Origin of the sequence: Pseudomonas sp. (assembly GCF_002796985.1) — a bacterium.
GTDB lineage: Bacteria > Pseudomonadota > Gammaproteobacteria > Pseudomonadales > Pseudomonadaceae > Pseudomonas.
Window position 1 is genome coordinate 321,338 of sequence record NZ_PEKX01000004.1, and the last position, 22,936, is coordinate 344,273.

The 22,936-nt window shown below is 65.8% G+C and carries 22 protein-coding genes; 13 read left to right on the forward strand and 9 right to left on the reverse strand.

The features are described 5' to 3' along the window. Positions 1–133: 133 nt before the first annotated feature. On the reverse strand, positions 134–1,270 hold the full coding sequence (locus CTR55_RS04360) for an ATP-NAD kinase family protein (RefSeq protein WP_296284322.1): 1,137 nt from the start codon (positions 1,268–1,270) through the stop codon (positions 134–136). 248 nt (positions 1,271–1,518) lie between these two features. On the opposite strand from CTR55_RS04360, the gene CTR55_RS04365 reads away from it, so the two are divergent. Then, positions 1,519–1,692, forward strand: coding sequence for a PA1571 family protein (locus CTR55_RS04365; protein ID WP_296284323.1), 174 nt, complete (start codon positions 1,519–1,521; stop codon positions 1,690–1,692). A gap of 26 nt (positions 1,693–1,718) precedes the next feature. Here CTR55_RS04365 and pdxB read toward each other — a convergent pair whose 3' ends face one another. After that, positions 1,719–2,867 (reverse strand): 4-phosphoerythronate dehydrogenase PdxB, encoded by a 1,149-nt coding sequence (gene pdxB / locus CTR55_RS04370; protein WP_296284324.1) that lies wholly within the window; start codon positions 2,865–2,867, stop codon positions 1,719–1,721. A 376-nt stretch (positions 2,868–3,243) separates the two neighbouring features. Between pdxB and CTR55_RS04375 the strand changes: the two genes are divergently transcribed. Further along, the gene (locus CTR55_RS04375; protein WP_296284325.1) at positions 3,244–4,647 is read left to right on the forward strand and encodes an MATE family efflux transporter; all 1,404 of its coding nucleotides are present in this window, start codon (positions 3,244–3,246) and stop codon (positions 4,645–4,647) included. Positions 4,648–4,895: 248 nt separating this feature from the next. Here the strand turns inward: CTR55_RS04375 and rhtA are convergent, their stop codons facing one another. Continuing rightward, positions 4,896–5,771, reverse strand: a complete 876-nt coding sequence (gene rhtA / locus CTR55_RS04380; protein WP_296284326.1) for a threonine/homoserine exporter RhtA — start codon at positions 5,769–5,771, stop codon at positions 4,896–4,898. Between the two features lie 52 nt (positions 5,772–5,823). Here rhtA and CTR55_RS04385 point away from each other — a divergent pair, with 52 nt between their 5' ends. After that, the gene (locus CTR55_RS04385; RefSeq protein ID WP_296284327.1) at positions 5,824–6,426 is read left to right on the forward strand and encodes an XRE family transcriptional regulator; all 603 of its coding nucleotides are present in this window, start codon (positions 5,824–5,826) and stop codon (positions 6,424–6,426) included. Positions 6,427–6,985: 559 nt separating this feature from the next. Here CTR55_RS04385 and phnX read toward each other — a convergent pair. Then, positions 6,986–7,813 carry a phosphonoacetaldehyde hydrolase gene (phnX, locus tag CTR55_RS04390; RefSeq protein WP_296284328.1) on the reverse strand — a complete coding sequence of 276 codons (828 nt, stop codon included), beginning with the start codon at positions 7,811–7,813 and terminating at the stop codon, positions 6,986–6,988. Positions 7,814–7,845: 32 nt separating this feature from the next. Further along, positions 7,846–8,961, reverse strand: coding sequence for a 2-aminoethylphosphonate--pyruvate transaminase (locus tag CTR55_RS04395; RefSeq protein WP_296284329.1), 1,116 nt, complete (start codon positions 8,959–8,961; stop codon positions 7,846–7,848). A gap of 149 nt (positions 8,962–9,110) precedes the next feature. Between CTR55_RS04395 and CTR55_RS04400 the strand changes: the two genes are divergently transcribed. Further along, positions 9,111–9,971, forward strand: coding sequence for a LysR substrate-binding domain-containing protein (locus tag CTR55_RS04400; protein WP_296284330.1), 861 nt, complete (start codon positions 9,111–9,113; stop codon positions 9,969–9,971). A gap of 104 nt (positions 9,972–10,075) precedes the next feature. Here the strand turns inward: CTR55_RS04400 and CTR55_RS04405 are convergent, their stop codons facing one another. After that, positions 10,076–10,954, reverse strand: coding sequence for a LysR substrate-binding domain-containing protein (locus CTR55_RS04405; RefSeq protein WP_296284331.1), 879 nt, complete (start codon positions 10,952–10,954; stop codon positions 10,076–10,078). Positions 10,955–11,284: 330 nt separating this feature from the next. Here CTR55_RS04405 and CTR55_RS04410 point away from each other — a divergent pair, with 330 nt between their 5' ends. The 7 genes from CTR55_RS04410 (at position 11,285) to CTR55_RS04440 (ending at position 18,741) form a co-directional block, all read left to right on the forward strand. Next, on the forward strand, positions 11,285–12,643 hold the full coding sequence (locus tag CTR55_RS04410) for an MFS transporter (RefSeq protein ID WP_296284332.1): 1,359 nt from the start codon (positions 11,285–11,287) through the stop codon (positions 12,641–12,643). Between the two features lie 169 nt (positions 12,644–12,812). Next, a complete protein-coding gene (locus CTR55_RS04415; RefSeq protein WP_296284333.1) occupies positions 12,813–13,334 on the forward strand; it encodes a sigma-70 family RNA polymerase sigma factor in 522 nt (173 codons plus the stop codon). 107 nt (positions 13,335–13,441) lie between these two features. Then, the gene (locus tag CTR55_RS04420; RefSeq protein WP_296284334.1) at positions 13,442–14,365 is read left to right on the forward strand and encodes a FecR domain-containing protein; all 924 of its coding nucleotides are present in this window, start codon (positions 13,442–13,444) and stop codon (positions 14,363–14,365) included. 123 nt (positions 14,366–14,488) lie between these two features. Beyond that, positions 14,489–17,092, forward strand: a complete 2,604-nt coding sequence (locus CTR55_RS04425; protein ID WP_296284335.1) for a TonB-dependent receptor — start codon at positions 14,489–14,491, stop codon at positions 17,090–17,092. 192 nt (positions 17,093–17,284) lie between these two features. Beyond that, positions 17,285–17,884, forward strand: coding sequence for a biliverdin-producing heme oxygenase (locus CTR55_RS04430; protein ID WP_296284336.1), 600 nt, complete (start codon positions 17,285–17,287; stop codon positions 17,882–17,884). Between the two features lie 4 nt (positions 17,885–17,888). Then, entirely contained in the window at positions 17,889–18,314 is a 426-nt protein-coding gene (locus CTR55_RS04435; protein ID WP_296284398.1) for a YbaN family protein, read from the forward strand. 58 nt (positions 18,315–18,372) lie between these two features. After that, positions 18,373–18,741, forward strand: coding sequence for a YajD family HNH nuclease (locus CTR55_RS04440; RefSeq protein ID WP_296284337.1), 369 nt, complete (start codon positions 18,373–18,375; stop codon positions 18,739–18,741). Positions 18,742–19,100: 359 nt separating this feature from the next. Here CTR55_RS04440 and CTR55_RS04445 read toward each other — a convergent pair whose 3' ends face one another. Further along, positions 19,101–20,096, reverse strand: a complete 996-nt coding sequence (locus CTR55_RS04445; protein WP_296284338.1) for an LLM class flavin-dependent oxidoreductase — start codon at positions 20,094–20,096, stop codon at positions 19,101–19,103. A 157-nt stretch (positions 20,097–20,253) separates the two neighbouring features. Between CTR55_RS04445 and CTR55_RS04450 the strand changes: the two genes are divergently transcribed. Next, a complete protein-coding gene (locus CTR55_RS04450; protein ID WP_296284339.1) occupies positions 20,254–20,604 on the forward strand; it encodes a hypothetical protein in 351 nt (116 codons plus the stop codon). A gap of 171 nt (positions 20,605–20,775) precedes the next feature. Here CTR55_RS04450 and CTR55_RS04455 read toward each other — a convergent pair whose 3' ends face one another. Beyond that, a complete protein-coding gene (locus tag CTR55_RS04455) occupies positions 20,776–21,189 on the reverse strand; it encodes an arsenate reductase ArsC (protein WP_296284340.1) in 414 nt (137 codons plus the stop codon). Positions 21,190–21,477: 288 nt separating this feature from the next. Here CTR55_RS04455 and CTR55_RS04460 point away from each other — a divergent pair, with 288 nt between their 5' ends. Then, on the forward strand, positions 21,478–21,774 hold the full coding sequence (locus CTR55_RS04460) for a hypothetical protein (RefSeq protein WP_296284341.1): 297 nt from the start codon (positions 21,478–21,480) through the stop codon (positions 21,772–21,774). 1 nt (position 21,775) lies between these two features. Here CTR55_RS04460 and CTR55_RS04465 read toward each other — a convergent pair whose 3' ends face one another. Next, positions 21,776–22,849, reverse strand: a complete 1,074-nt coding sequence (locus CTR55_RS04465) for a DUF1615 domain-containing protein (protein ID WP_296284399.1) — start codon at positions 22,847–22,849, stop codon at positions 21,776–21,778. Positions 22,850–22,936 lie beyond the last annotated feature (87 nt).

A 22,936-nucleotide genomic window follows, 5' to 3' on the forward strand; every position in this document is an offset into this window, starting at 1 on the left:
ACCCCCGCCCTCTCCCCTTGGGAGAGGGAGCCGTCCGTGCCAGTTGAAACCATGATCTCCCCCTGCACCGAACGGTCCCCTCTCCCCTTGGGAGAGGGTTAGGGTGAGGGCGAACCCGAGCGTAGGACTTTCACTAACGGAGCAGTTCTTCACCTGCCCAACCCAGCGGATAGAGCAGTTCCTCCTTGTAACCGGCCCACACCCGCACGGCTGCGGGGAAGCTCGCGTCCAGCGCGGCATCGCCGCTGTCCACCAGCAGGGGGCGGCCTTCGAGGGTACCTAGTTTGCGCTTGGTGGCGATCACCCGCAGCCTCTCGATGCCGATGGCCCGCAGCACGCGCGGGCTGATCTGCTGGTTGCCACGGCCGAGGATATGCCCCTGCCCACCGATAGCCGTCACCAGCAGGAAGGCCGGGTAGCCATTCACCAGGTCGAACAACTGTGCCTCGGTGACGTCTCGGGCGATCACTTCGCCGTTCTCGATGACATCGACGCCCAGCAGCGTGGTATCCAGGTGCAGGTCGGCAGCCAGGCCGTGCAGCGTCGAGCCGGGCCCGAAGACGTAGCGCACGTCATCCTCCCAGCTGTCTTCCAGCCAGGCGGCGAGATCGGCCAGCACCAGCTCTTCGGTCTCCATGCCAGCCTGTTTCACGTGCTGCATGAAGTGGCCTTCCTCGGGCACCGTCAGTTCGGCGTACCAGCGCGCGGCGACACGGCCTTCGCGCAGGGCCGCTTCGTCGAGGTCGCGCACCTCGCCCTGGGTCAGCCGCACCAGGCCGCCGTCCACCAACCGCCGCGCCAGCTCCCCGGCAGCGCGTGGGCTGATGGTGTAGACCCCGGAATGGATCTTCACCCCGGCAGGAATACCCAGCACCGGCTGGCCTTCGCGGGCCACCTCGGCGACGTCGCGCGCGGTGCCGTCGCCGCCGGCGAAGAGGATCAGCGCCACACCGGCCTCCTGCAGCGCCTGCACGGCGTGCCGGGTATCCGCAGCACTGCTTTGCTCCTGCTCCAACGCGCCCACCTGGCGATGGGCAAAGCCCATGTCTGCCAGCAGGTCAGCGCCCATCGGGCCGGGGAAGGTGAGGAACTCCAGGCGCTCGCGCACCGGCAGCAGGTGCTCCAGGGCGACCCGTGTGCGCTCCGCCGCCCGCGGCTCGGCGCCGCGCGCCAAGGCCAGCTCGGCCACGCCATCGCTGCCCTTGAGAGCGGTCGGCCCACCGATACCGGCCAGCGGATTGATGATCAGCCCAATGCGAATCCTGTCCATACTCAACCTCGAGGGAAACTTCTTCGAACCACCGGCGCAATGCCGGGTCGGACCAGGGAAGCGGCAATTCCACTCACTATAACGACAAGCAAACGACCGGGGACTTCGCGATTGGCACGCAATCTGCGAGGGCGTTACGGTCGTCTGTCTTCGGTGACGGAAATTCGGCGCGGCCACCCGCGCCTCTGTCACCGGGGTTTCATCTGATCTGCCTAGACTGCAACGCACTGATGTAGAGGAGATTGGCCATGAGCCTGCAAACCCAACGTGAACCCACCCCCCGCCCCAACCCGCGTCAGCCGCAGCAACCGGTCGGCGGCTCGATCATCGATGCCCAGGGCCGCGAAGTGCCGATCACCGAGGACATGATCCAGCGCGCCTGCCAGGAACTGGACAAGACCTGCGAGCCAACGCGCCGCTGATTCCCAGTACAGCCGGCGCGGCCGCCCTACTCCCCGACCCGGTTGGCGCCCAGCGCGGTCAGCAGGCTTTCCAGGCGCGGCGAGTCGCCCTGGATGTCCACCCACAGCCCGGTGATCTCGCGGCGCGGCGGGTAGTGCTTGCGCAGCGCGTCGAAGGCCGCGCGCCGGGCATGGGTGTCACCCAACAGGCTGCGGCGGAAGTTGGCGTCATCGCTGCGCGGGTCGTACACCGCACGGCAAAGCATGGCCAGCGCCCAGTCCGGGTCGCACTCTTCCTTCAGGCTCAGTTCGGCCAGCCATTGCGCGGGCAGCAGGTCATCGAGATCAACTGCCGGCTCGCACTGCTGCCAGGCGCAGAACGCCTCGTAGATCTGCGCCGTACCGCGCAGCTTGCCGTCCAGGCTGTAGCCGGCGATGTGCGGGGTGGCGATGCGGCAGCGCTGGGCCAGTTGCACATTCACTTCCGGCTCGCCTTCCCAGACGTCCAGCGCCACGTCGATATCCGCGCCAGATTCCAGGTGGATGCGCAGCGCCGTGTTGTCGACCACGCCGCCCCGGCTGGCGTTGATCAGCCAGGTGCCGGGGCGCAGCGCCTTGAGGCGCTGCGCATCGATCAGGTGGCGGGTCGGGTTTTCACCGTCGCGGGTCAGCGGCGTATGCAGGCTGATCACGTCGCACTCGCGCAGTACTTCTTCCAGGCTGCGGAAGTCACCGCCTTCGACGGCGGAGCGGGGCGGGTCGCAGACGCGCACGTCCCAGCCCAGGCCGCGCAGCACATCCACCAGGCGACCACCGACCTGCCCGGCGCCGATCACGCCATAGCGGCGTTCGGAAAGCTTGGCGCCGTGCACTTCGGCCAGCGCCAGCAGGCTGCCCAGCACCCAGTCCACCACGCCGCGAGCGTTGCAGCCCGGCGCGCTGGACCAGGCAATGCCGGCCTCGGCGAAGTAGTCGAGGGCCAGGTGATCGGTGCCGATGGTGCAGGTGCCGACGAACTTTACCCGGCTGCCTTCGAGCAGCTCGCGGCTGACGTCGGTGACCGAGCGCACCAGCAGGACTTCGGCATCGCCCAGGGCGGCGCGGTCGATGCCGCGTCCGGGCAGGCGACGGATATCGCCATGGGCGCCGAAGAAGGCTTCGACCAGGGGAATGTTTTCATCGGCAAGGATACGCATGGGCTGACTCCAGAAATCGGCTGCGGCTACTTTACCAGCGAGTTGGGCCATGGGCGCGATCGCGAGCATGGGCGCTATTACCTGAAGTCCCGCGCGCAGGGCCTGCCCTCTCCCCCCGCCCTGGCTGCGCGCCCCGCTCCGAAGGGAGAGGGAGCCATCCGGCGCTCTCGGATAGCCATGTAGGGCGCATAACCTGGAACAGGTTATCCGCCGATACCTTCAAGGCGGATAACGCTGACGCGTTATCCGCCCTACGTCAGCGCCGATCGTTCACCCCTGCGCGCGGTCCCGCGCAGCTCACGCAAGACTTCCTGACTGGGGCAGACAACCCTTAAACTGGCCGGCTTCCCGCCCATTTCTACTGCCAAGGAAAGCCGTGACCAGCCTCACCCAGCCCGTCTCCCGCGGACGGCGCACCGCCACCGAACTCAAGGAACTGCTGACCCTCGCCGCGCCGATCATGATCGGCCAACTGGCGACCGCCGCGATGGGCTTCGTCGATGCGGTGATGGCCGGCAGCGTCGGGCCACGCGACCTGGCGGCGGTGGCGCTGGGCAACTCGATCTGGATTCCGGTGTTCCTGCTGATGACCGGCACGCTGCTCGCCACCACTGCCAAGGTGGCCCAGCGCTATGGTGCGGGCGACCAGGCCGGCACCGGCCCGCTGGTGCGCCAGGCGCTGTGGCTGGCACTGCTGATCGGCCCGCTGGCGGGGGCGACGCTGTGGCTGCTGTCCGAGCCGGTGCTGCGGGCAATGAAGGTAGAGGAAGCGCTGATCGAGCCCAGCTGCTTCTACCTGCGCGGCATCGCCTGCGGCCTGCCGGCTGTGGCGCTGTACCACGTGCTGCGCTGCTTCAGCGACGGCCTGGGGCGCACCCGGCCAAGCATGGTGCTGGGCATCTGCGGGCTGATGCTGAACATCCCGATCAACTACGTGCTGATCTACGGCCACCTGGGCTTCCCGGCCCTGGGCGGCCCCGGCTGCGGCTGGGCCACCGGTTCGGTAATGTGGTTCATGCTGCTGGGCATGCTGGCCTGGGTGAACTGGGCCAAGGTCTACAAGCCGAGCCAGTTGTTCAGCCACTGGGAACTGCCGCAGCCGAAGGTGATCGGCAGCCTGGTGGCAGTCGGCCTGCCGATTGGCATTGCGGTGTTCGCCGAGTCCAGCATCTTCTCGGTGATCGCCCTGCTGATCGGCGAGCTGGGCGAGAAGGTCGTGGCGGGCCACCAGGTGGCGCTGAACTTCAGCGCGCTGGTGTTCATGATCCCCTATTCGCTGGCGATGGCCGTGACCGTGCGCATCGGCCAGTCACTGGGCGCCGGCGCACCACGCGATGCGCGCTTCGCCGCTGGCGTTGGCATGGGCGCGGCGCTCGCCTATGCGTGCATTTCCGCCAGCGGCATGCTGCTGATGCGCGAGCACATTGCCGGGCTCTATACCCAGGACCCGGAGGTACTGGCGCTGGCCGCCACGCTGCTGGTGTTCTCGGCGCTGTTCCAGTTCTCCGACGCCGTGCAGGTCACCGCCGCTGGCGCCCTGCGCGGCTACCAGGACACCCGCGCGACCATGATCATGACCCTGTTCGCCTACTGGGGTATCGGCCTGCCGGTGGGCTACAGCCTCGGCTTGACTGACTGGCTGCAGCAACCCACCGGCCCGCGCGGCCTGTGGGAAGGCCTGATCGTCGGCCTGACCTGTGCAGCGGTGATGCTGTGCATCCGCCTGTCGCGCAGCGCCAAGCGGCAGATCGTGCTCAACAGGATACGAACGGCGGGGTAATCCCCATGACACAGAAAAGCCGCCCAAGGGCGGCTTTTTCGTCTGCTAATCTCACAGGAAAAACACCACGTAGGATGGCGTGGAGCGCAGCGATACCCTTCCTACGAACGACGAGGTCCCTGTAGGAGCGAGCTTGCTCGCGAACCGCTTGACGCCAGTGCCTGCGGAAAATCCGTTCGCGAGCAAGCTCGCTCCTACAAAAGCAAAAAAGCCGCCCTTGGGCGGCTTTCCTGTTTCGAATCGAGGGCTCAGTCAGTGACCAACGCCGGCTTCGGCCGACTGCTCAGGGTGGTGCCCACCGAGGCGACGATGATCGCGCCGATGGCGATCCATTGGTGCGAAGTCAGTTGCTCGCCGAGGAAGAACAGGCCGGACAGTGCGCCGAACGCCGGCTCGATGCTCATCAGGGTGCCGAAGGTACGTGCCGGCAGGCGGGTCAGCGCGATCATTTCCAGGGTGTAGGGCAAGGCGCTGGAGAGGATCGCCACCCCCAGCAGCGCCGGGAACAGGCTGATATCGAACAGCGCCATACCGCTGTGCGCCAGGCCAATGGGCGCCACGCAGATCGCCGCGATGCTGATGCCCAATGCCGCGCCCTGCGCGCCCAGGTCATTGCCGGCGCGCTGGCCGAAGATGATGTAGAGCCCCCAGCAAACACCCGCTCCCAGCGCCAGCGCGGCGCCCTTGGGGTCGATGCCGTTGCCGAAGTCGGCGATCGGCAACAGCAGGCCCAGGCCGACCACCGCGATGGCGATCCACAGGAAGTCGATCGGCTTGCGCGAATAGAACAGCGCCACCGCCAGCGGCCCGGTGAACTCCAGGGCCACGGCGACCCCCAGCGGGATGGTCTGAAGCGCCATGTAGAAAGTCAGGTTCATCAGGCCCAGGGTCACGCCGTAGATGAACAGCGGCTTGAGCGGCTTGCCACGCAGCGAGACGCGCCACGGGCGCAGGATCGCCAGCAGGATAATCGCCGCGAAGATCAGCCGCATGGCGGTCACGCCTTCGGCGCCGAGCACCGGGAACAGGCTCTTGGCGACCGACGCGCCGGTCTGGATCGAAGCCATGGAGACGATCAGGATGAGGATGGGAAAAACGGCAGTAATAAAACGAGAGCGAGGCATGGTGCGGACCTGGACAGGCGTTGCAACGGTGGAAAAATCTTGATTGACTGTTATGCGCAACATAATGCGCAAAAAGGCCAGAATGAGCAATATACTGCCCACCACCATCGAGCGCCCCAGCGTGCTGGTTCACGTCGCCGATAACGTGAAGACGCACCGCCGCGGCGCCAGTCTCAGCCAGGAAGCACTGGCCAAGGCGTCGGGCGTCAGCCGGCGGATGCTGGTCGGCATCGAGAGCGGCGACACCAACGTCAGCCTCGCCACCCTCGACCGCATCGCCGCCGCCCTGCATGTCACCTTCGCCGATCTGGTCCGCCCGCCGTCCACCGGCGGCCTTTCCCGCGTCGACGCCGTCGCCTGGGGCGGCGAGCAGGCCGACAGCCGCGGCACCCTCCTCGCCAGCACCCCCGCCTCTCGGCAGGCCGAACTCTGGCACTGGGCGCTCGCGCCCGGCGATAGCTACAACGCAGAACCGGACGCCGAAGGCTGGTACGACATGGCCTATGTGATCGAAGGCCGGCTGACCATCGTTCTCGCCGAAGGGACGGTGGAGGTCGAGGCTGGCGGATTCCATGTGTTCAAGAGCAACCAGCCGTTTTCCTACCAGAACCATGGGGATGTGCTGGTGCGGTTTGTGCGGAACGTTGTGAACTGAGCTTTCACGTTCGGTGTGTATGCGCCGCATCGGCGCGTGCTGAAACTTCTTCTTTCGCCCCCTCGGGCGAGTCACTTTCTCAAACGCCAGAAAGTAACCAAAGGGCTTGCCCCTCCATCCGGTTTTTCGCTTGGGGCGAAAAATACCCTCGTTGAATCGAAGTTTCAGGGGCACGCTGCGAAGGGCCATCCCTGGCCCATCGCAGCTCTCGCGACATCCATGTCGCTCAACCCCTGAAACTCCGATCCAACGAGACCTCCTGAAAGGGGCCGTCCGGAGTGCGCGGACGTTTCTCTGGAAATCCTCGAGAACCAAAGAACAAGGCCTGCATCAAGCGGGCCTTCATCATTAGTACGCAGGGTGCATAACCCGGAACGGGTTATCCATCGATGCCAGCACGGCGGATAACGATGGCGCATATGCGCCCTACGGTTTGTGCCGTGAGGTTCGCGAGCAAGGACTAGGCGTCCCCCTTGGTCCTACAGAGAGCCCCACTTGTCAGACCAGCACCAACAAAAAAGGCCCGCACTAAGCGGGCCCTTCTTACTCACACCAGCGGTCAGCTACCCTGCGGCATCTCCCCCCGCGCCAGGCGCGCATTGATGTCGGCAATCACTGCCGGCAGTTCGGCGATGGTGTCGATCAGGTAGTGCGGGCGCGAGCCCTCGAACATCTGGCCGATGCGGCGGCGTTCCTGGTCCAGCTTCTCCGCCGGCAGCGCCTTGTACTGCTCGTAGGTCAGGCCCAGGGCGTTGCCCGAGCAGGTCAGCGCGACGGTCCACATGCCGGCGCTGCGGCCTTCGAGGATGCCCGGCCAGGTGTCGTCGACCTTCACGCAGGCCGCCACGTCGTTGATGCCCAGGGCGATCACGTTGGCCAGCGCCTGTGCCGGGTGCGGGCGGCCGTTGGGCACTTCATCGGTCGCCACCACATGGTCGGCGACGTAGCCGTTGGTTTTGGCCAGGGCGACGACCTTCTCCATCACCACCGCCGGGTAGCCGGAGCAGGAACCGATCTTCAGCCCGCCTTTGCGCAGGGTGGCGATGGCGTCCAGTGCGCCGGGAATCAGCGCCGAGTGCTCGGCGATCTTCTCGATCTGCAGCGGCATGAAGCGCTCATAGATGGCGGTGACGTCATCGTCGGTGGGCAGGTGGCCGAAAGCGGCGCGGTAGCGTTCGCCGATGGCCGGAATGTCGCACAGGGTGCGGATGTGGTCCCACTTGCCCATGCCCATCGGGCCACGGGCTTCTTCCAGGCTGACCTGCACGCCGAACTCGGCGAAGGCCTCGACGAAGATCTGGGTCGGCGCGAAGGAGCCGAAGTCGACCACGGTGCCGGCCCAGTCGAGGATGACGGCTTGCAGTTGCTGGGGTTGCTGGTAATTCATGGCGTTCAATCCTGTGAGAATTCGGGCGGGCGTCAGATTTCGAAGACTTCCATTTCCTTCAGCGTCTCGGCGATGGCCGCGACGGCGGCGCGCATGCCGCTGGCGTCGACCTGACCGATGCAACCGACGCGGAAGGTTTCCACCTGGGTCAGCTTGCCCGGGTAGAGGATGAAGCCCTTCTCGCGCACCCGGCCGTAGAACTCGGTGAAGGTGTAGCGAGCGTCACGCGGGGCATGGAAGGTGACGATGATCGGCGCCTGGATCTCCGCCGGCAGGAAGCTGCGGAATCCCAGCTCGGCCATCTCCGCCAGCAGAGTCTGGCAATTGTTTGCGTAACGCTGATGACGGGCCGCGAGACCGCCCTCTTCCTCGTACTGGCTCAGCGCTTCGTGCAGCGCGGCGACCACATGGGTCGGCGGGGTGAATCGCCACTGGCCGGTCTTGGCCATGTAGGCGTGCTGGTCCTGCAGGTCCATGGACAGCGAGTGGCAGTTGCCGGCGCTGGCATTCAGGGCGGTACTGCGGGCGAAGACGAAGCCCATGCCCGGCACGCCTTCCAGGCACTTGCCGGAGGCGGCGATCAGCGCGTCGAAGGGAATGTCGCGGGCATCGATATCCAGTGCGCCGAAGGAACTCATGGCATCGATGATCAGGCGCTTGCCGTGGGACTCGATGACCTTGGCGATGTCGGCCAGCGGGTTGAGGATGCCGGTGCTGGTTTCGCAGTGGATCAGCGCGACGTGGGTGACGCTCGGGTCTGCGCTGAGCAGGCGGTCGACATCGGCGGCGGTGGTCGGCACGTCTTCTTCGGTTTCGAAGGTGCTGAATTCGCGGCCGATCACCTGGCAGATCTTCGCCAGGCGTTTGCCGTAGGCGCCGTTGATCAGCACCAGCACCTTGCCGTCACGCGGCACCAGGGTGCCGATGGCGGCTTCGACGGAGAAGGTGCCGCTGCCCTGCAGCGGTACGCAGGTATGGGTCGCTTCGCCGTGGATGATCGCCAGCAGGCGCTTGCAGACGTCGGCGGTCAGGTCGTTGAAGTCGCGGTCCCAGGAGCCCCAGTCGACCATCATGGCGCGACGGGTGCGGGGGGACGTGGTCAGCGGACCGGGAGTCAGCAGAATGGGGGCTCGCTCGGCAGTGCTCATGCTCGATTCCTCTATTTTTGGGAACGTCGTCAGGGCGGAATTCGGTTGGGCCGGGCGGGTTCGTCGCGGCCTGGGCATAACTTGCCGACGGGGAAGATATCGTTCAAATTGTTTATCACGATGCACTGCATAAGCCGGACATATACCTCATGAACCTCTTCCAGCTCCGCGCCTTCGACGCCGTCGCCCGCGAACGCAGCTTCACCCGCGCCGCCGAGCGCCTGTTCATCAGCCAACCGGCCGTGACCGGGCATGTGAAAGCGCTGGAAGAGCACTACCAGGTCAACCTGTTCCGTCGCACCGCACGGGGCGTGGAGCTGACAGAAGATGGCGTGCGACTCTCAGCGATCAGTCGCACATTGTTCGCCCTGGCGGAGGAAGCCGAGGCCATGCTCGACGCCAGCCGCGAGCTGGTGACCGGGCGCATCGAAGTGGCCGCTGACGGCCCGCACCTGGTGATGCCGATGCTCGCCCGGCTGCGCGCGCGCTACCCCGGCATCACCGTCAACCTGCGCCTGGGCAACGCGCAGGAAACCCTCGCCGCGCTGATGGACGAACACGTCGACATCGCCGTGCTGACCGAGGTGGAGCCACGCGCCGGGCTGTTCCTGCGCGAGCTGGTGGAGTCGCGCATCTGTGCCCTGGTGCCGGCCAGCCATGCCTGGAGCGAGCACGCTGGCGAGCTGCCCCTGGGCGAGCTGGACCAGCAGATCATGGTGCTGCGCGAGCCGGACTCCATCACCCGCCGTACCTTCGATACGGCCTGTTCGGCACAGTCGGTCGCACCCCGCGTGCTGCTGGAGCTGGACAGCCGCGAGGCGGTGACCGAAGCGGTGGCGGCGGAGCTGGGGATCGGCATCGTGTCGTCGCTGGAGGTCAGCCCGGACCCACGGGTGAAGGCAATTCCGCTGGGTGGCGATGGGCTGCTCAACCGCCATGCCATCGGCTGCCTGGAGCGGAGACGGGGGTTAAGGGTGGTGAGTGCGTTTCTGGAGTTGGCGGAGGGATGACGGAACGTTCGGAGGGATGCGGTTCGCGAGCAAGCTCGCTCCTACAGGTCGGCCGTGAGTCGAGGGGCATTTCGTAGGAGCGAGCTTGCTCGCGAACAGCCGCCCTACTCCACCGGCAAATCTTCCTTCACCAGATCGAGAAAGGTCGCCACGATCCGCCGGGTGCTCTGCTCGCGCAGGCATACCAATGTCTCGCTCATGCGCCAGTGACAGTCGAGGATCGGCAGCGCATGCACCCGCGCATCCGCCCCAAGCTCTGCGGCCGAAACCACGCCGACACCAATCCCCACCGCCACCGCTTCCAGCGATGCCTCACGGCCTTCCACCTCGATGGCCGGGCGGATGCGCAGGCCGGCGCGGGCCATTTCCGCTTCGAGCATCTGCCGGGTCACCGAGCCCTGCTCCCGTAGCACCAGCGGCGTGTCGTCGAGGTCGGCCAGTTCGATGGATTCGCGCCCGGCCCAGGGATGGCTGCGGCCGACGAAGGCAACGATGGGATCGCTGCGCAGGGTGAAGGTCAGCAGTCGCTCGTCCTGTACCTCGCGGCCCAGCAGCGCCAGGTCCGCTTGATAGTCGAACAGGCGCTGCAGGGACTCGTCGGTGTTGCCCGTTTCCAGCTTCACGCGGATGCCCGGATGGCGCTGGCAGAAGCGCGCGATCTGCGGCAGCACGTGCACCGGCGCATCCACTGCCAGGGTCAGGCTGCCGGTCTGCAGCGCGCTGGATTCCTGCAATAGCTCCTGGGCCTCGGCCTCGATCACGAACAGCCGCTGGGTCACCGCCAGCAGGCGTTCGCCCAGTTCTGTCAGGCGCACCGAGCGCTTGTTTCGGTGGAACAGCAGCACGCCATAGCGCTCCTCCAGCTTGCGCACCTGGTCGGACACCGCCGGCTGGGTGAGGAACAGGCGCTCGGCGGCACGGGTGAAGCTGCCGTGCACGGCGACCGCGTGGAAGGCCTTGAGCTGAGCGTGGGAAACGGACATGGGCGCGCCTCTGCGGGAAGGTTCTGACCGACTTTCCGCCATCGGACGGAAAGCGACTACGAGGTCATTCGCACGAAACACTAGCGTCATGGCCCGTCGACATACAAGCCCAGCTTATTTTTGAAATCTGATAAATCGATTTCAGTTATTTATCCGAACTTGTTTCCATCCCTCCACCGCCGCTGAACCCGAAGTGTTCAGCGAAGGCACAGAACAGCTCCAACGCTTCTGACCCGCACCGCAAAGACGGTGCGACGTGCTCCTACAAGAAGAACAAGAAAGGCGTTCCCCACTGACTGCCGGCACATACAACAACAACGAGGTCAGATCATGCTCAACCCTCACGGCACCGCTTCGCCGCGCTCCTCGATCTCACGCTGGAAATGGCAGATATTCGCCATTACCTGGCTGGCCTACGCGGCCTTCTATTTCACCCGCAAAGCCTTCTCGGTCGCCAAGCTCGGCATCGCCGAAGACCCCAGCTTCCACCTCGACAAGATCGCGATGGCCAACCTCGACGCCATCTACCTCACCGCCTACGCCGTGGGCCAGTTCACCTGGGGCGTATTTGCCGACCGCTACGGCCCGCGCGTGGTGGTGTTCGGCGGCCTGCTGATCTCGGCCGCCGCCGCGCTGGTGATGGGCAGCTTCGCCACCCTGCCGATCTTCGCCACCTGCATGGTGGTCCAGGGCCTGGCGCAGTCCACCGGCTGGTCGGGGCTGTGCAAGAACATCGGCAGCTTCTTCGCCACCCACGAACGGGGTCGCGTGCTCGGCCTGTGGAGCACCTGCTACGCCTTCGGCGGGCTGGTCGCCTCGCCCTTCGCCGGCTGGTGGGCTTACGAGGTGTTCGGCACCTGGCATGCGGCCTTCTATTCCACCGCCGCCGTGGTCGGTGGAGTCGCCATCCTGTTCCTGCTGCTGCAACGCAACCGCCCGCAGGACGTTGGCCTGCCGCCGGTTGAGGCCGATGTGCAGCAACCCGAGGCGGTGAACTACGCCGGCTTCAAGCATGAAGGCGAGAACGGCAAATCCCTGCGCATCCTCGGCAAGGTGCTGCGCAACCGCACGGTGCTGACCCTGGGGCTGGCCTACTTTCTGCTCAAGCCGGCGCGCTACGCGATCCTGCTGTGGGGCCCGGTGATCGTCTACGAACGCATGCCCGGCCTGGGCAAGGTGGGTGCGGCGATCCTGCCGTCGGCCTTCGAGGTCGCCGGGCTGCTCGGGCCGATCCTGATCGGCTATGCCTCCGACCGCATCTTCGGCGCACGGCGCATGCCCGCCTGCGTGATCAGCCTGCTCGGCCTGACGGTGTGCCTGGCGCTGTTCGTCCCGGCCATGCAGACCGGTAGCAGCCTGCTGGTGCTGGCCCTGCTGTTCATGATGGGCCTGACCCTGTACGGACCGGACTCGATGATCAGCGGCTCCGCCGCCGTGGACTTCGGCACCGGCGAGGCGGCCGGCACCGCGGCAGGCTTCGTCAACGGCTGCGGCTCCATCGGCGCGATCCTCGGTGGCCTGCTGCCCGGCTACTTCGATACCTACACCGTGTTCATCGGCTTCACCGTCACCGCGCTGATCGCCGCCGGCATCCTCATTCCGCACTGGAACAGCCGCCCGGAAGCCACCGAGCAGCAGCCAGACACCAGCGACCAATCCCGGCTGAACGCACGCCCCGTGCGTTCCTGAGTCCTGCTTACCCCTCACCGGCCGGCTGAGGGAATGGGCGAGGCGCCCCGCGCACCTCGCCCTTTTTTCGTTTGCTGTACACATCCGGAACCACGGATGGGCTTGTGCCATGAGTCGCGCATTAATAATATTGATTATCATTTAAAAAATATTCCGGCTGGACATCCTTGTGAGCACTTCCAACCTCGACGCGGTCTTCCTGGCCCAGCGCCTGCCTTTGCTGCGCACGCTCGTCCGGATGGTGAAGAACCCGAGCATCGCCGAAGACCTGGTGCAGGAAACCTACCTGCGCGTCGCCCGCACCCTGCTGGAACGGCGCATCGACCACCTGGAACCCTTCCTCTTCCAGACCGGCCGCAACCTCGCCCTGGACCACCTGCGCCACCTGCGCATGCAGTCGCGGACCCTGCTCGAGGATGTGCCTTTCGACGTGGTGCAGGCCGTGCCTGCTCCGGGCTCCAGCGCCGAGGATCAACTGCATGCGGAAAAGTTGCTGGAACGCCTGGGCGCCACCCTCGGGCAACTGAGCGAGCGCCAGCAGCGCATCTTCATCCTCAGCCGCCTGCATGGCTGTGGCTACGCGGAGATCGCCGAGCAACTCGACGTCTCGCCCAGCACGGTGCAGAAGGAGCTGAAGCTGATCATGGCGATCTGCGTCGGACTGCTCAGCCGCCTCGAGGGAACGGTATGACCGACTACCGTTCCGCAGCCGATTCGACAACAATGCGCGGCTCGCACTCCCCAGACCGCCCCGAGGACCGTCCCTTGCCCCACTCCACGCCGCCCGATGAGCAAGCGATGGCCGAAGCCCTCGACTGGCTGATCCTCGAGGACGACATGGACGCCGCTACCCGCGAGCGCTTCGACGCCTGGCTTGCCGCCAGCGCAGGCAATGCGCGGGCTTACCAGCGGGTGCGCGATGCCTGGCAGTCGCCGTTGCTGCCAGTCGCCGCTGCGCATCTGGAGATAAAACGGGCGCAGGAAACGGTCCGCCCGCGGCATCATCGTCGACGTTTCTGGAAACCGCTCGCCACCGCCGCCGCCCTGGTGCTCGCAGTGGGTGTCGTGGTGCAGGGCGACCTGCTGACGCGCCTGCGCGCCGACCACCTCACCGCCGTCGGCGAGCGGCAGAAAGTCCGGTTGGCCGATGGCTCGAACGTGTTGCTCAACACCGATACCGCGCTCTCCAGCCGGGTCGATGATCAACAGCGCGTCGCCCGCCTCTACCGCGGCGAAGCCTTCTTCGACGTGGCCCACGACCGCAGCCGCCCCTTCGAGGTGGAAGCCGGGCCGGTGCAGGTCACGGTTCGCGGCACCGCGTTCGCCGTGCGTTACCTGGGCAACGAGGCGGAAGTCAGCGTGCAGCGCGGCGAAGTGGACCTGCGCACGCGGCTGGACGACGCCCGCGTCAGCCTCGGCGCCGGCGACAGCATCCGCGTCGGCCCGCAAGGCTTCGGCGAGCGCCAGCACGGCGCCGAAGCCGATGCCCAGCTGGCCTGGGTGAAGGGCCGCCTGGTGTTCGAGAACTGCCCGCTCAGCCAGGTGCTGGCCGAACTGCGCCGCTACTACCCCGGCTGGATCGTCAACACCAACGAGCGCCTGGACAACGTCAGCGTCACCGGAAACTGGCGCCTGGACGACCCACTGGGCGTGGCCCGTTCGCTGGCACAGATCACCTCCGCCGAGCTGCACGAATACCCGAAACTGCTGATCCTCAATTGACCTGCTCCCACTGAACAGAAAGTTTTTTTACGCGATTTGAAAGGCCCGTTCGTTTAGTCAGAAGCCAATGCAATAGATTCGCATTTACGAATGCGAACAAAGACTGACTAAGAGAGCCCCTCGATGACCCTTGCTTCTTCGCGTGCCCCGCTGCGCCGGCTGTCCGCGCCGGCCAGCATTTCGCTGCTCGCCCTGTCCATCGGCCTTGCCAGCCTGCCGGCCACTTCCGCCATCGCCGCCGAAGCCAGCCAGACCCAGGCCGGCTACCGCTTCGACATCGCCCGCCAACCGCTGCCCCAGGCACTCAACGCGTTCAGCGCGGTGACGGGCTGGCAGGTCGGAGTGGCCGGCGACCTGGCTGACGGCGTGGAATCCCCTGGCGTCAGCGGCCGTCTGCCAGCCGAGCGCGCGTTGAAGTCCCTGCTCGGCGGCACTGGCCTCAGCGTGCGCCAGCTCGGCCCGCGCAACGTGGTGCTGGAGCGCAACCTCTCCTCCGTTGCCGAGATGCAGCCGCTCACCGTCACCGCCACCCGCCAGGCGCAGAGCGTCACCTCGGTACCGAGCACGGTCAACGTGGTGGGCCGCGAAGAGCTGGACCGCAAGAACGTCAACACCATCAAGGAACTGGTGCGCGACATGCCCGGCGTTTCCGTCGGCGGCACCGGCAACCGCGCCGGCATCACCGGCTACAACATCCGCGGCATCGACGGCGACCGCGTGCTGACGCAGATCGATGGCGTCGAGATTCCCAACAGCTTCTTCAACGGCCCCTACGCGCAGACCGAACGCAACTACGTCGACCCGGAAATCATCAAGCGCGTGGAAGTGCTGCGCGGCCCCGCCTCTGCCCTTTACGGCAGCAATGCCATCGGCGGCGCGGTGAGCTACTTCACCCTCGACCCGGACGACATCATCAAGGATGGCCAGGACGTCGGCGCACGCCTGAAGACCGGCTACAGCTCCGCCGACGACAGCTGGCTGACCTCCGCCACCGTCGCCGGCCGCCACGATGCCTTCGACGGCCTGCTGCACCTGAGCCAGCGCAACGGCCACGAGACCGAGTCCTACGGCAGCACCGGCGGCACCGGTCTGTCCCGCACCGAAGCCAACCCCGAAGACGTCCGCACTACCAACGTGCTGGCCAAGCTGGGCTGGAACTACGCCGAAGGCAGCCGTTTCGGCCTGGTCTACGAGAAGTACAAGGACGACGTCGACACCGACCAGAAGAGCGCCTACGGCGGCCCGTACTTCAATGGCGCGCCGACCATCCCGGACAGCATGCTGCCCGGCGGCATGTACCAGTGGCGCACCGGCAACGACACCATCACCCGCGAGCGCTTTGGCCTTGAGCACCAGATGCTGCTGGACAGCGCGGTGGCCGATCACCTGAAGTGGAGCTTCAACTACCAGATCGCCAAGACCGACCAGAGCACCGACGAGTTCTACTACCCCATGACCCGCAAGGTGCTGCGCACCCGCGAGACGCAGTACAAGGAACGCCAGTGGGTGCTCGACCTGCAGATGGACAAGGCCTTCGCCCTGGGCGACACCGACCACCTGCTGACCTACGGCACCACGCTCAAGCGCCAGAAAGTCACCGGCTACCGTGAAGGCGACGCCACCTGCCTGGCGGTGAGCCGCACCTGCACCGTCGTTGGCGCGCCCAGCCCGGTCGCCTCCGACCACCTGACCCGCAGCAGCGACTTTCCCGACCCGACCATCGACACCTACGCGCTCTTCGCCCAGGACGAGATCCGCTGGAACGACTGGACCTTCCTGCCCGGCCTGCGCTACGACCATACCCGCCTGAACCCGCACATCACCGAGGAGTTCCTGCGCACCGTCGACCAGAGCGGCGAAGGCGAGGTCAGCGGCGAAGACAAGAGCTGGCACCAGCTCTCGCCCAAGCTCGGCGTAACTTACGCGTTCAACGACAACTACCTGTGGTACGGGCAGTACGCCCAGGGCTTCCGTACCCCGACCGCCAAGGCGCTCTACGGTCGCTTCGACAACCCCACCACCGGCTACCGCGTGGAGCCCAACCCGGACCTGGACCCGGAACGCAGCCAGAGCTACGAGACTGGCCTGCGCGGCCACTTCGAGGAAGGCTCATTCGACGTCGCGGCCTTCTATAACAAGTACCGCGACTTCATCAACGAAGACGCCATCACCCCCGGCTACTCCGAACCGACCTTCACCAGCAACAACATCAAGCACGCCATCATCAAGGGCGTGGAGCTCAAGGGGCGCCTGGAACTGGGTGCCTTCGGCGCGCCGCAGGGCCTCTACACCAAGGGCTCGGTGGCCTATGCCTATGGCCGCAACAAGGACACTGGCGAGCCGATCAACAGCGTCAACCCGCTCACCGGCGTGTTCGGCCTGGGCTACGACGAACAGGCCGGCCGCTACGGCGCCCTGCTCGACTGGACCCTGGTCAAGCGCAAGAACCGCGTCGACGACAGCCAGTTCAACGCCCCCGATGGCACCAGCAGCCAGTTCAAGACACCGGGCTTCGGCATCCTCGACCTGACCGGCTACTACCAGTTGACCGACGACCTGACCCTCAACGCAGGGCTCTACAACCTCACCGACAAGAAGTACTGGCTGTGGGATGACGTGCGCGGCTACGACGGCGTCGGCGAAGCCTCGGTACTGGCCCCGGCCAACCTCGACCGCCTGACCCAGCCGGGCCGCAACTTCGCGATCAACCTGGTGTGGGATATCTAGAGCGCAGACACGCAACTCCGCTGTCTGCAATGTTCGCGAGCAAGCTCGCTCCTACAGAAAGCGCCATACCTGTAGGAGCGAGCTTGCTCGCGAACCCGCCCCGGCAACACCCCTTGCCCCCCGACAATCTTTACGCATTCCCCGAACTCGTTCGTCTCGTCTGTAAAGACCTGTAATTTCAAGGAATTGGACATGACCACCCTGGAACTTCCCGCGCTGCGCTCGCAGCGTCTGAACGCGCTGACCCACACCTCCCACGAGCGTCTCGACCATGCCGTGAAGGCCCGCGAGCCTTTCTCCAACCGCGAGCGCTTCGCCCGCTTCGTGGTCGCCCAGTACCTGTTCCAGTCCGAGCTGCAAGCCCTGTATCAGGATGCCGAACTGAGCAAGATCTTCCCCGACCTGCCGCAGCGTTGCCGTGCCGAACAGGCTCGCCTGGACCTCGCCGACCTCGACACCGAAGTGCCCGCCCCGGTCGCCGGTGCCATCAGCCAGCCAAGCCAGGCCCACGCCCTGGGCTGGCTGTTCGTCTCCGAAGGCTCCAAGCTCGGCGCCGCCTTCCTGATCAAGCGCGTCGCCGCGCTGGGCCTGGACGAGAACACCGGCGCCCGCCACCTGGGCGAGCCCGAAGGCGGCCGCGCCGAAGGCTGGAAAAGCTTCACCCGTACCCTCGACGGCCTGGAGCTGAGCGACACCGAAGAGCGCGAAGCCGAGGCCGGTGCCATCGCCGCTTTCGAGCGTTTCACCCAACTGCTGCAACACAGCTACGACAGTGCTCCCGCCACCGTCTGAAGCCATCCAGCGCGCGCCGGTCGAGCCGGCGCGCGCCAAGCCTTTCGGCCCGGCCCGCTCACGGCTGGCAAGGCTGGTCTTTGCGCTGCTGGCATACGCCAGCCTGGGCGTGGGCATGGTGGGGTTGGTGGTACCGGGACTGCCGACCACCGAATTCGTCCTGCTCGCTGCCTGGGCTGCGTCGAAGAGTTCACCGCGTCTGTCCGCCTGGCTGGAAAACCACCGGCTGTTCGGACCCATCCTGCACAACTGGCGCAATGGCCGCGCCGTGGCCCGCCGCGCGAAGATCAGCGTCAGCCTGGCGATGCTCGCCGCCCTGGCAATCATGCTGATCACCCTGCCCCACGGCCTGTGGTTGTACGCAGTGATTCTCGGCATGGCGGTTGGCAACCTGTGGATCTGGTCGCGCCCGGATACGCCCAGGCCGTAGCCAGGGCGCGGTAGCGGATTTATGCTGGAGGTCCGATTCCGCACTCTTGTCACGAGCCATGAACCAGCCCACCAGCAAAGTCGACGCCGTCCTCGCCGAAGCCCAGCGCCGCCGCGAAACCAGCTACCGCGAAAAAGCCCTGAAGATGTATCCCTGGATCTGCGGCCGCTGCGCCCGCGAATTCAGCGGCGTGCGCCTGCGCGAACTGACCGTGCACCACCGCGACCACAACCACGACAACAACCCCGAAGACGGCTCCAACTGGGAGCTGCTCTGCCTGTTCTGCCACGACAACGAGCATCAGCGGCAGGTGGACCTGCACTACCAGACCGGCAATGACGCGGGCGCGACAGGGCCGAAGGTCACCCACAAGGGGTTGGCCGGGCTGGCGGACCTGCTGAAGAAGAAGGACGGCGGGGAGGCCTGAGACCACCCGTGAATTCCGGGCGCATCCGCACCCCCGCACACAAACCGTCACCTGAGGGCCCACTCGCTGTAGGAGCGACTGTCGTCTTCCGGGAAGTCCGTGCCTGCGAATACCCTCACCCCAGCCCTCTCCCAGAGGGAGAGGGGGTAGATCGTGCCGGCTGACGCTGTAGTTTCATCCTGCACCGAACGGTCCCCTCTCCCTTCGGAGCGGGGCGCGCAGCCAGGGTTAGGGAGAGGGCAGACCCCGTGCAAGATTCAAGGTAGGAGCGGACTCCGTCCGCGATAGGTCCGCATCGCGCCGGAAACCATCGCGGACGGAGTCCGCTCCTACGCAAGCCACGCTCCTGCGTTGGTTGATCAGCGCAGCCCGGCAACGATCTCCAGCGAGCGCAGGCGCAGCTCGTGGTCGTAGATGTCGCTGGTGAAGATGATCTCGTCCACACCGGTCTGCTCCAGCAGGACTTCCAGGCGGCTGCGCACCTTCTCAGGACCGCCGATCACCGCCAGGCCGAAGAAATTCCCCACCGCGTCCTGCTCATGGGGCAGCCACAGGCCGGCCATGCTCTTCACGGGTGGTCTCTGCTTCAGGCTGTCGCCACGGATCAGCGCCAGCACACGCTGGAAGGCCGTCGTCGCCAGGTACTCGGCTTCCTCATCGGTCGGCGCGGCCACCAGTGGCACGCCGATCATGGCGTAGGGCTTGTCGAGCACCGCCGAGGGCTGGAAGTTCTCGCGGTAGATACGCAGCGCGTCATGCAGATAGCGCGGCGCGAAGTGCGAGGCAAAGGCGTAGGGCAGCCCCTTTTGCGCGGCCAGATGCGCACTGAACAGGCTGGAACCCAGCAGCCAGATCGGCACGTTGGTGCCCTCCCCCGGAATCGCCAGTAGCGACTGCTGCGAACGACGCGGGCCAAGGAGCATTTCCAGCTCGGCCACTTGTTCGGGGAAGTCCGCGCCATCGCCCAGGCGATCGCGGCGCAGCGCGCGCATGGTCGCCTGGTCGGCGCCGGGCGCGCGGCCCAGGCCCAGGTCGATGCGGCCGGGATAAAGGGTTTCCAGGGTGCCGAAGTTCTCCGCCACCACCAGCGGCGGATGGTTGGGCAGCATCACCCCGCCGGAGCCGACGCGGATGCGATCGGTCTTGCCGGCGATGTGGCCGATCAGCACGGCGGTGGCCGAGCTGGCGATGCCGTCCATGTTGTGGTGCTCCGCCAGCCAGTAGCGGCTGAAGCCCAGTTTCTCGACGTGACGGGCCACCGCGACAGCGTTGTTCAACGCCTCGGCAGCGGTGCCCTGATCGCGCACGGGCACCAGGTCGAGCATGGAGAAGGCAGTATCTGACAGGGACTTCATAGGCACTCCGATTCGGGTCACACTGGCGCCGCCTGAAGCGGCGCGGTGGACATGACTTTGAGCGTGACTCTATCGGTGCCCGCCGGGCCTGGCCACTCGTCGGGATCGATAGTATTCATGACTGCCAGTAATACAGCCCATGACACAAGGACGTTCCATGGTTCGCAAGGTTCTGCTTTCAGCGCTTTTCACCCTGCTTGTGAGCGCCGTGGCGGTGCAGTGGTTCTACATCGACTATCTGAAGCAACGACACGAAATCCGCCGCCAGCTCAGCTCCCACCTGCATGCCATTCAGATGTTGCAGGTCGCCCGCGAAGCCGCAGATCGAGACAACACCACGCGCAACGCACGACGCTCGATGATCATTGCCCAACAACTGGAAATCGCTCGGCTGGAACAATTGAGCAAGGACAGCGGCGTGGCTCTCAACGACCAGGCGCGTCAGATACTCGATCGTGTCGAACGCTATCGCAGCCCACCCGAAGGCACACAGCTGCTAGCGAAGTGACACAACCCTGTCACATCCCTCCGCCACAATCGCCCTTGCGCTGAAGGACCAGCGCCCCATCTCTACGGGAATCCGCCGGCAACCCTCCCCAGGCAACGGCGAAATCCTGTGGCCTACCAAGCAAAAAGCCCGCATCCATGCGGGCTTTTTGCTTGGTCATCGCCAGAAGCTTCAGTCGCGGTTCTTCACCATTTCAAAGAGCTTCAGGCGATCGCTGATTTCCTGCAGGGTGTGGCGGAACGGGTCGTGCCGTTCGCTGTGGGCCGGGTCGACGAAGTTCCACACGATCACTTCGCTGGAGGTCGGCAATTCGTCGCCCTCGTCGGTGGACTTGTCGCACAGGTCGATCAGGTAATCGAAGTGCTGGCCTCGGAATTCGTCGATGGACTTGCTGCGCAGGCCCTCGGCGGAGATCCCGGCGTGCTCCAGCACGTTGCGCGCGCGAGGGTCGATGGCGGTCGGGTGGATACCCGCGCTGAAGGCTTCGAAGTGCGCACCATCGGTGTGCCGCAGCAGCGCTTCGGCCATCGGCGAGCGGGCGTCGTTGGCGACGCAGACGAACAGGACTCGGCGTTTCTCGGTCATTACTACCTCGGCACAGGGGTCGGCTATGCGCCCCTTATACGTCAGGTTTTATGACAGGGCCGTGTCAGCAGCATGAAGGCTCACATACTGGTGTGCACCGCGCCGAAGCTGCCCAGCTCGTAGCCGCCCAGGTTGACGAAGAACAGCTGCTGCTCGCCCGGCCGCTCTTGCGCGGCCCCGAGCCAGAACCGGCCGCGTGCCTGCCGTTGTAGCGTGCAACGGTGGCTGCACTAAGCTTGGGATGTCCGCACGGCCGCGAGCCGCGCCCGCCTTCGTCTGGGAGACGCCATGAAATCGCTACTGATCGCCGTATCGCTGTTGATCGTCGTGCAGCCCGCCGTTGCCGCCATCCCCATGCTCAACTATGACTGCCCCAACGATATCCAGATCCACACCGACGAGGGGGGGCCGGTCTACATCAATGGTCAGGAAGCCAAGGTCACGCAGAGCACCGACAGCACCGTGGTCGCCAAGGGCGAAGGCGTGACCATACAGATCAGCACCAACGACGACGGCACTGTCAGCGTTTCCTACACCGGCCCGGACGGCGACAGCGGCGTTTGCGACCCCGCCGAGGGCGACTGATTCAGTTGTTTGGCGCTCGCCCGAGGCAACGCTGGTAGCGCTCGTCCACGCGCTGGGCGAACCAGGCGGTGGTGAGCTGGCGGGTGATCTTCGGGCTGTGCAGCGTGATGCCCGGCAGCATCGCCCGTGGCATCGGTTTGCCGGCGGAGCGTTCGGCCAGCGCGAAGACCTTGGTGTAAAGCTCCGACTTGGTGAACTCCGGCTTGTCGCCCAGTTCCAGGTCGCGGCGGATGTCCCGCTCGTTCATGCCCAGTTTCGGCCCCAGGGTGCGCACCGCCTTCTCGGTGCTGCCGGCGTCGTAGCTGCCGTAGAGAATCAGGTCGCCATCCAGGGCCAGGGTGATGCCGGTGAGATCCGCCACCACGCGCTGGAACGCGGCGTTGCGGCTGGCGTACCAGCCGGCGTTGAAGTCGGCGAAACGGTACAGCTGGCGCGGGTAGTTCACCGGGTAGCCGAGCAGGTGGGCGATGCCGAAGTACATGCCGCCGCGACGGCTGAACACCTCGCGGCGGATGCTGCCGTCCACCGGGTACGGATAACCGTCGGCATGAGCCTGGGCGAACTCGATGCTGACCTGCATCGGCCCGCCGGTATGCACCGGGTTGAAACGGCCGAACAATTGCTGGCCCAGCGGTACGCCGCCGATGAAGTCATCGAATATCGCGCTCAATTCCCGCTCGGTTTTCGCACTCGCCAGGCGCTGGCTGTAGCTGCGGCCATTCGGCGATTTCAGCGCCAGCGCGGTGTCGATGAGGAAACCCGGCACATGTATCTTGCTCGCACGCCGGTCGATCTCGGCGCGGGCGATCTTGCCCAGCCCCGGCACGGCAGGGTCAGCCTTGAAGTTGGATTCCTGCTCGGTAATTGCCACCACCGAGCAGAGGTTCTCGGTGGTCGCCGGAATGCGCTGGGTGGTGAAGGCGACCTGGATGTCCTTTGCCCAGCCCTGGCGGTCGGACGCGCCAGCCGGAATCAGCCTGGTCAGCTTGCCGCGTACTTCTTCCGGGGTCGGCTCCGGCACGCTGGGCGCGCGGCTGCCGCAACCGGCCAGCGCCAGCAGCGCGGCCACGCCCAGCAGGTGAATGCATCGTGATGAAGGCCTTTTCAGGCTGAGTGAATCCGCCGTCAGGGCAGCCGCAGTCATAGTCCGTTCCTTGCTTGA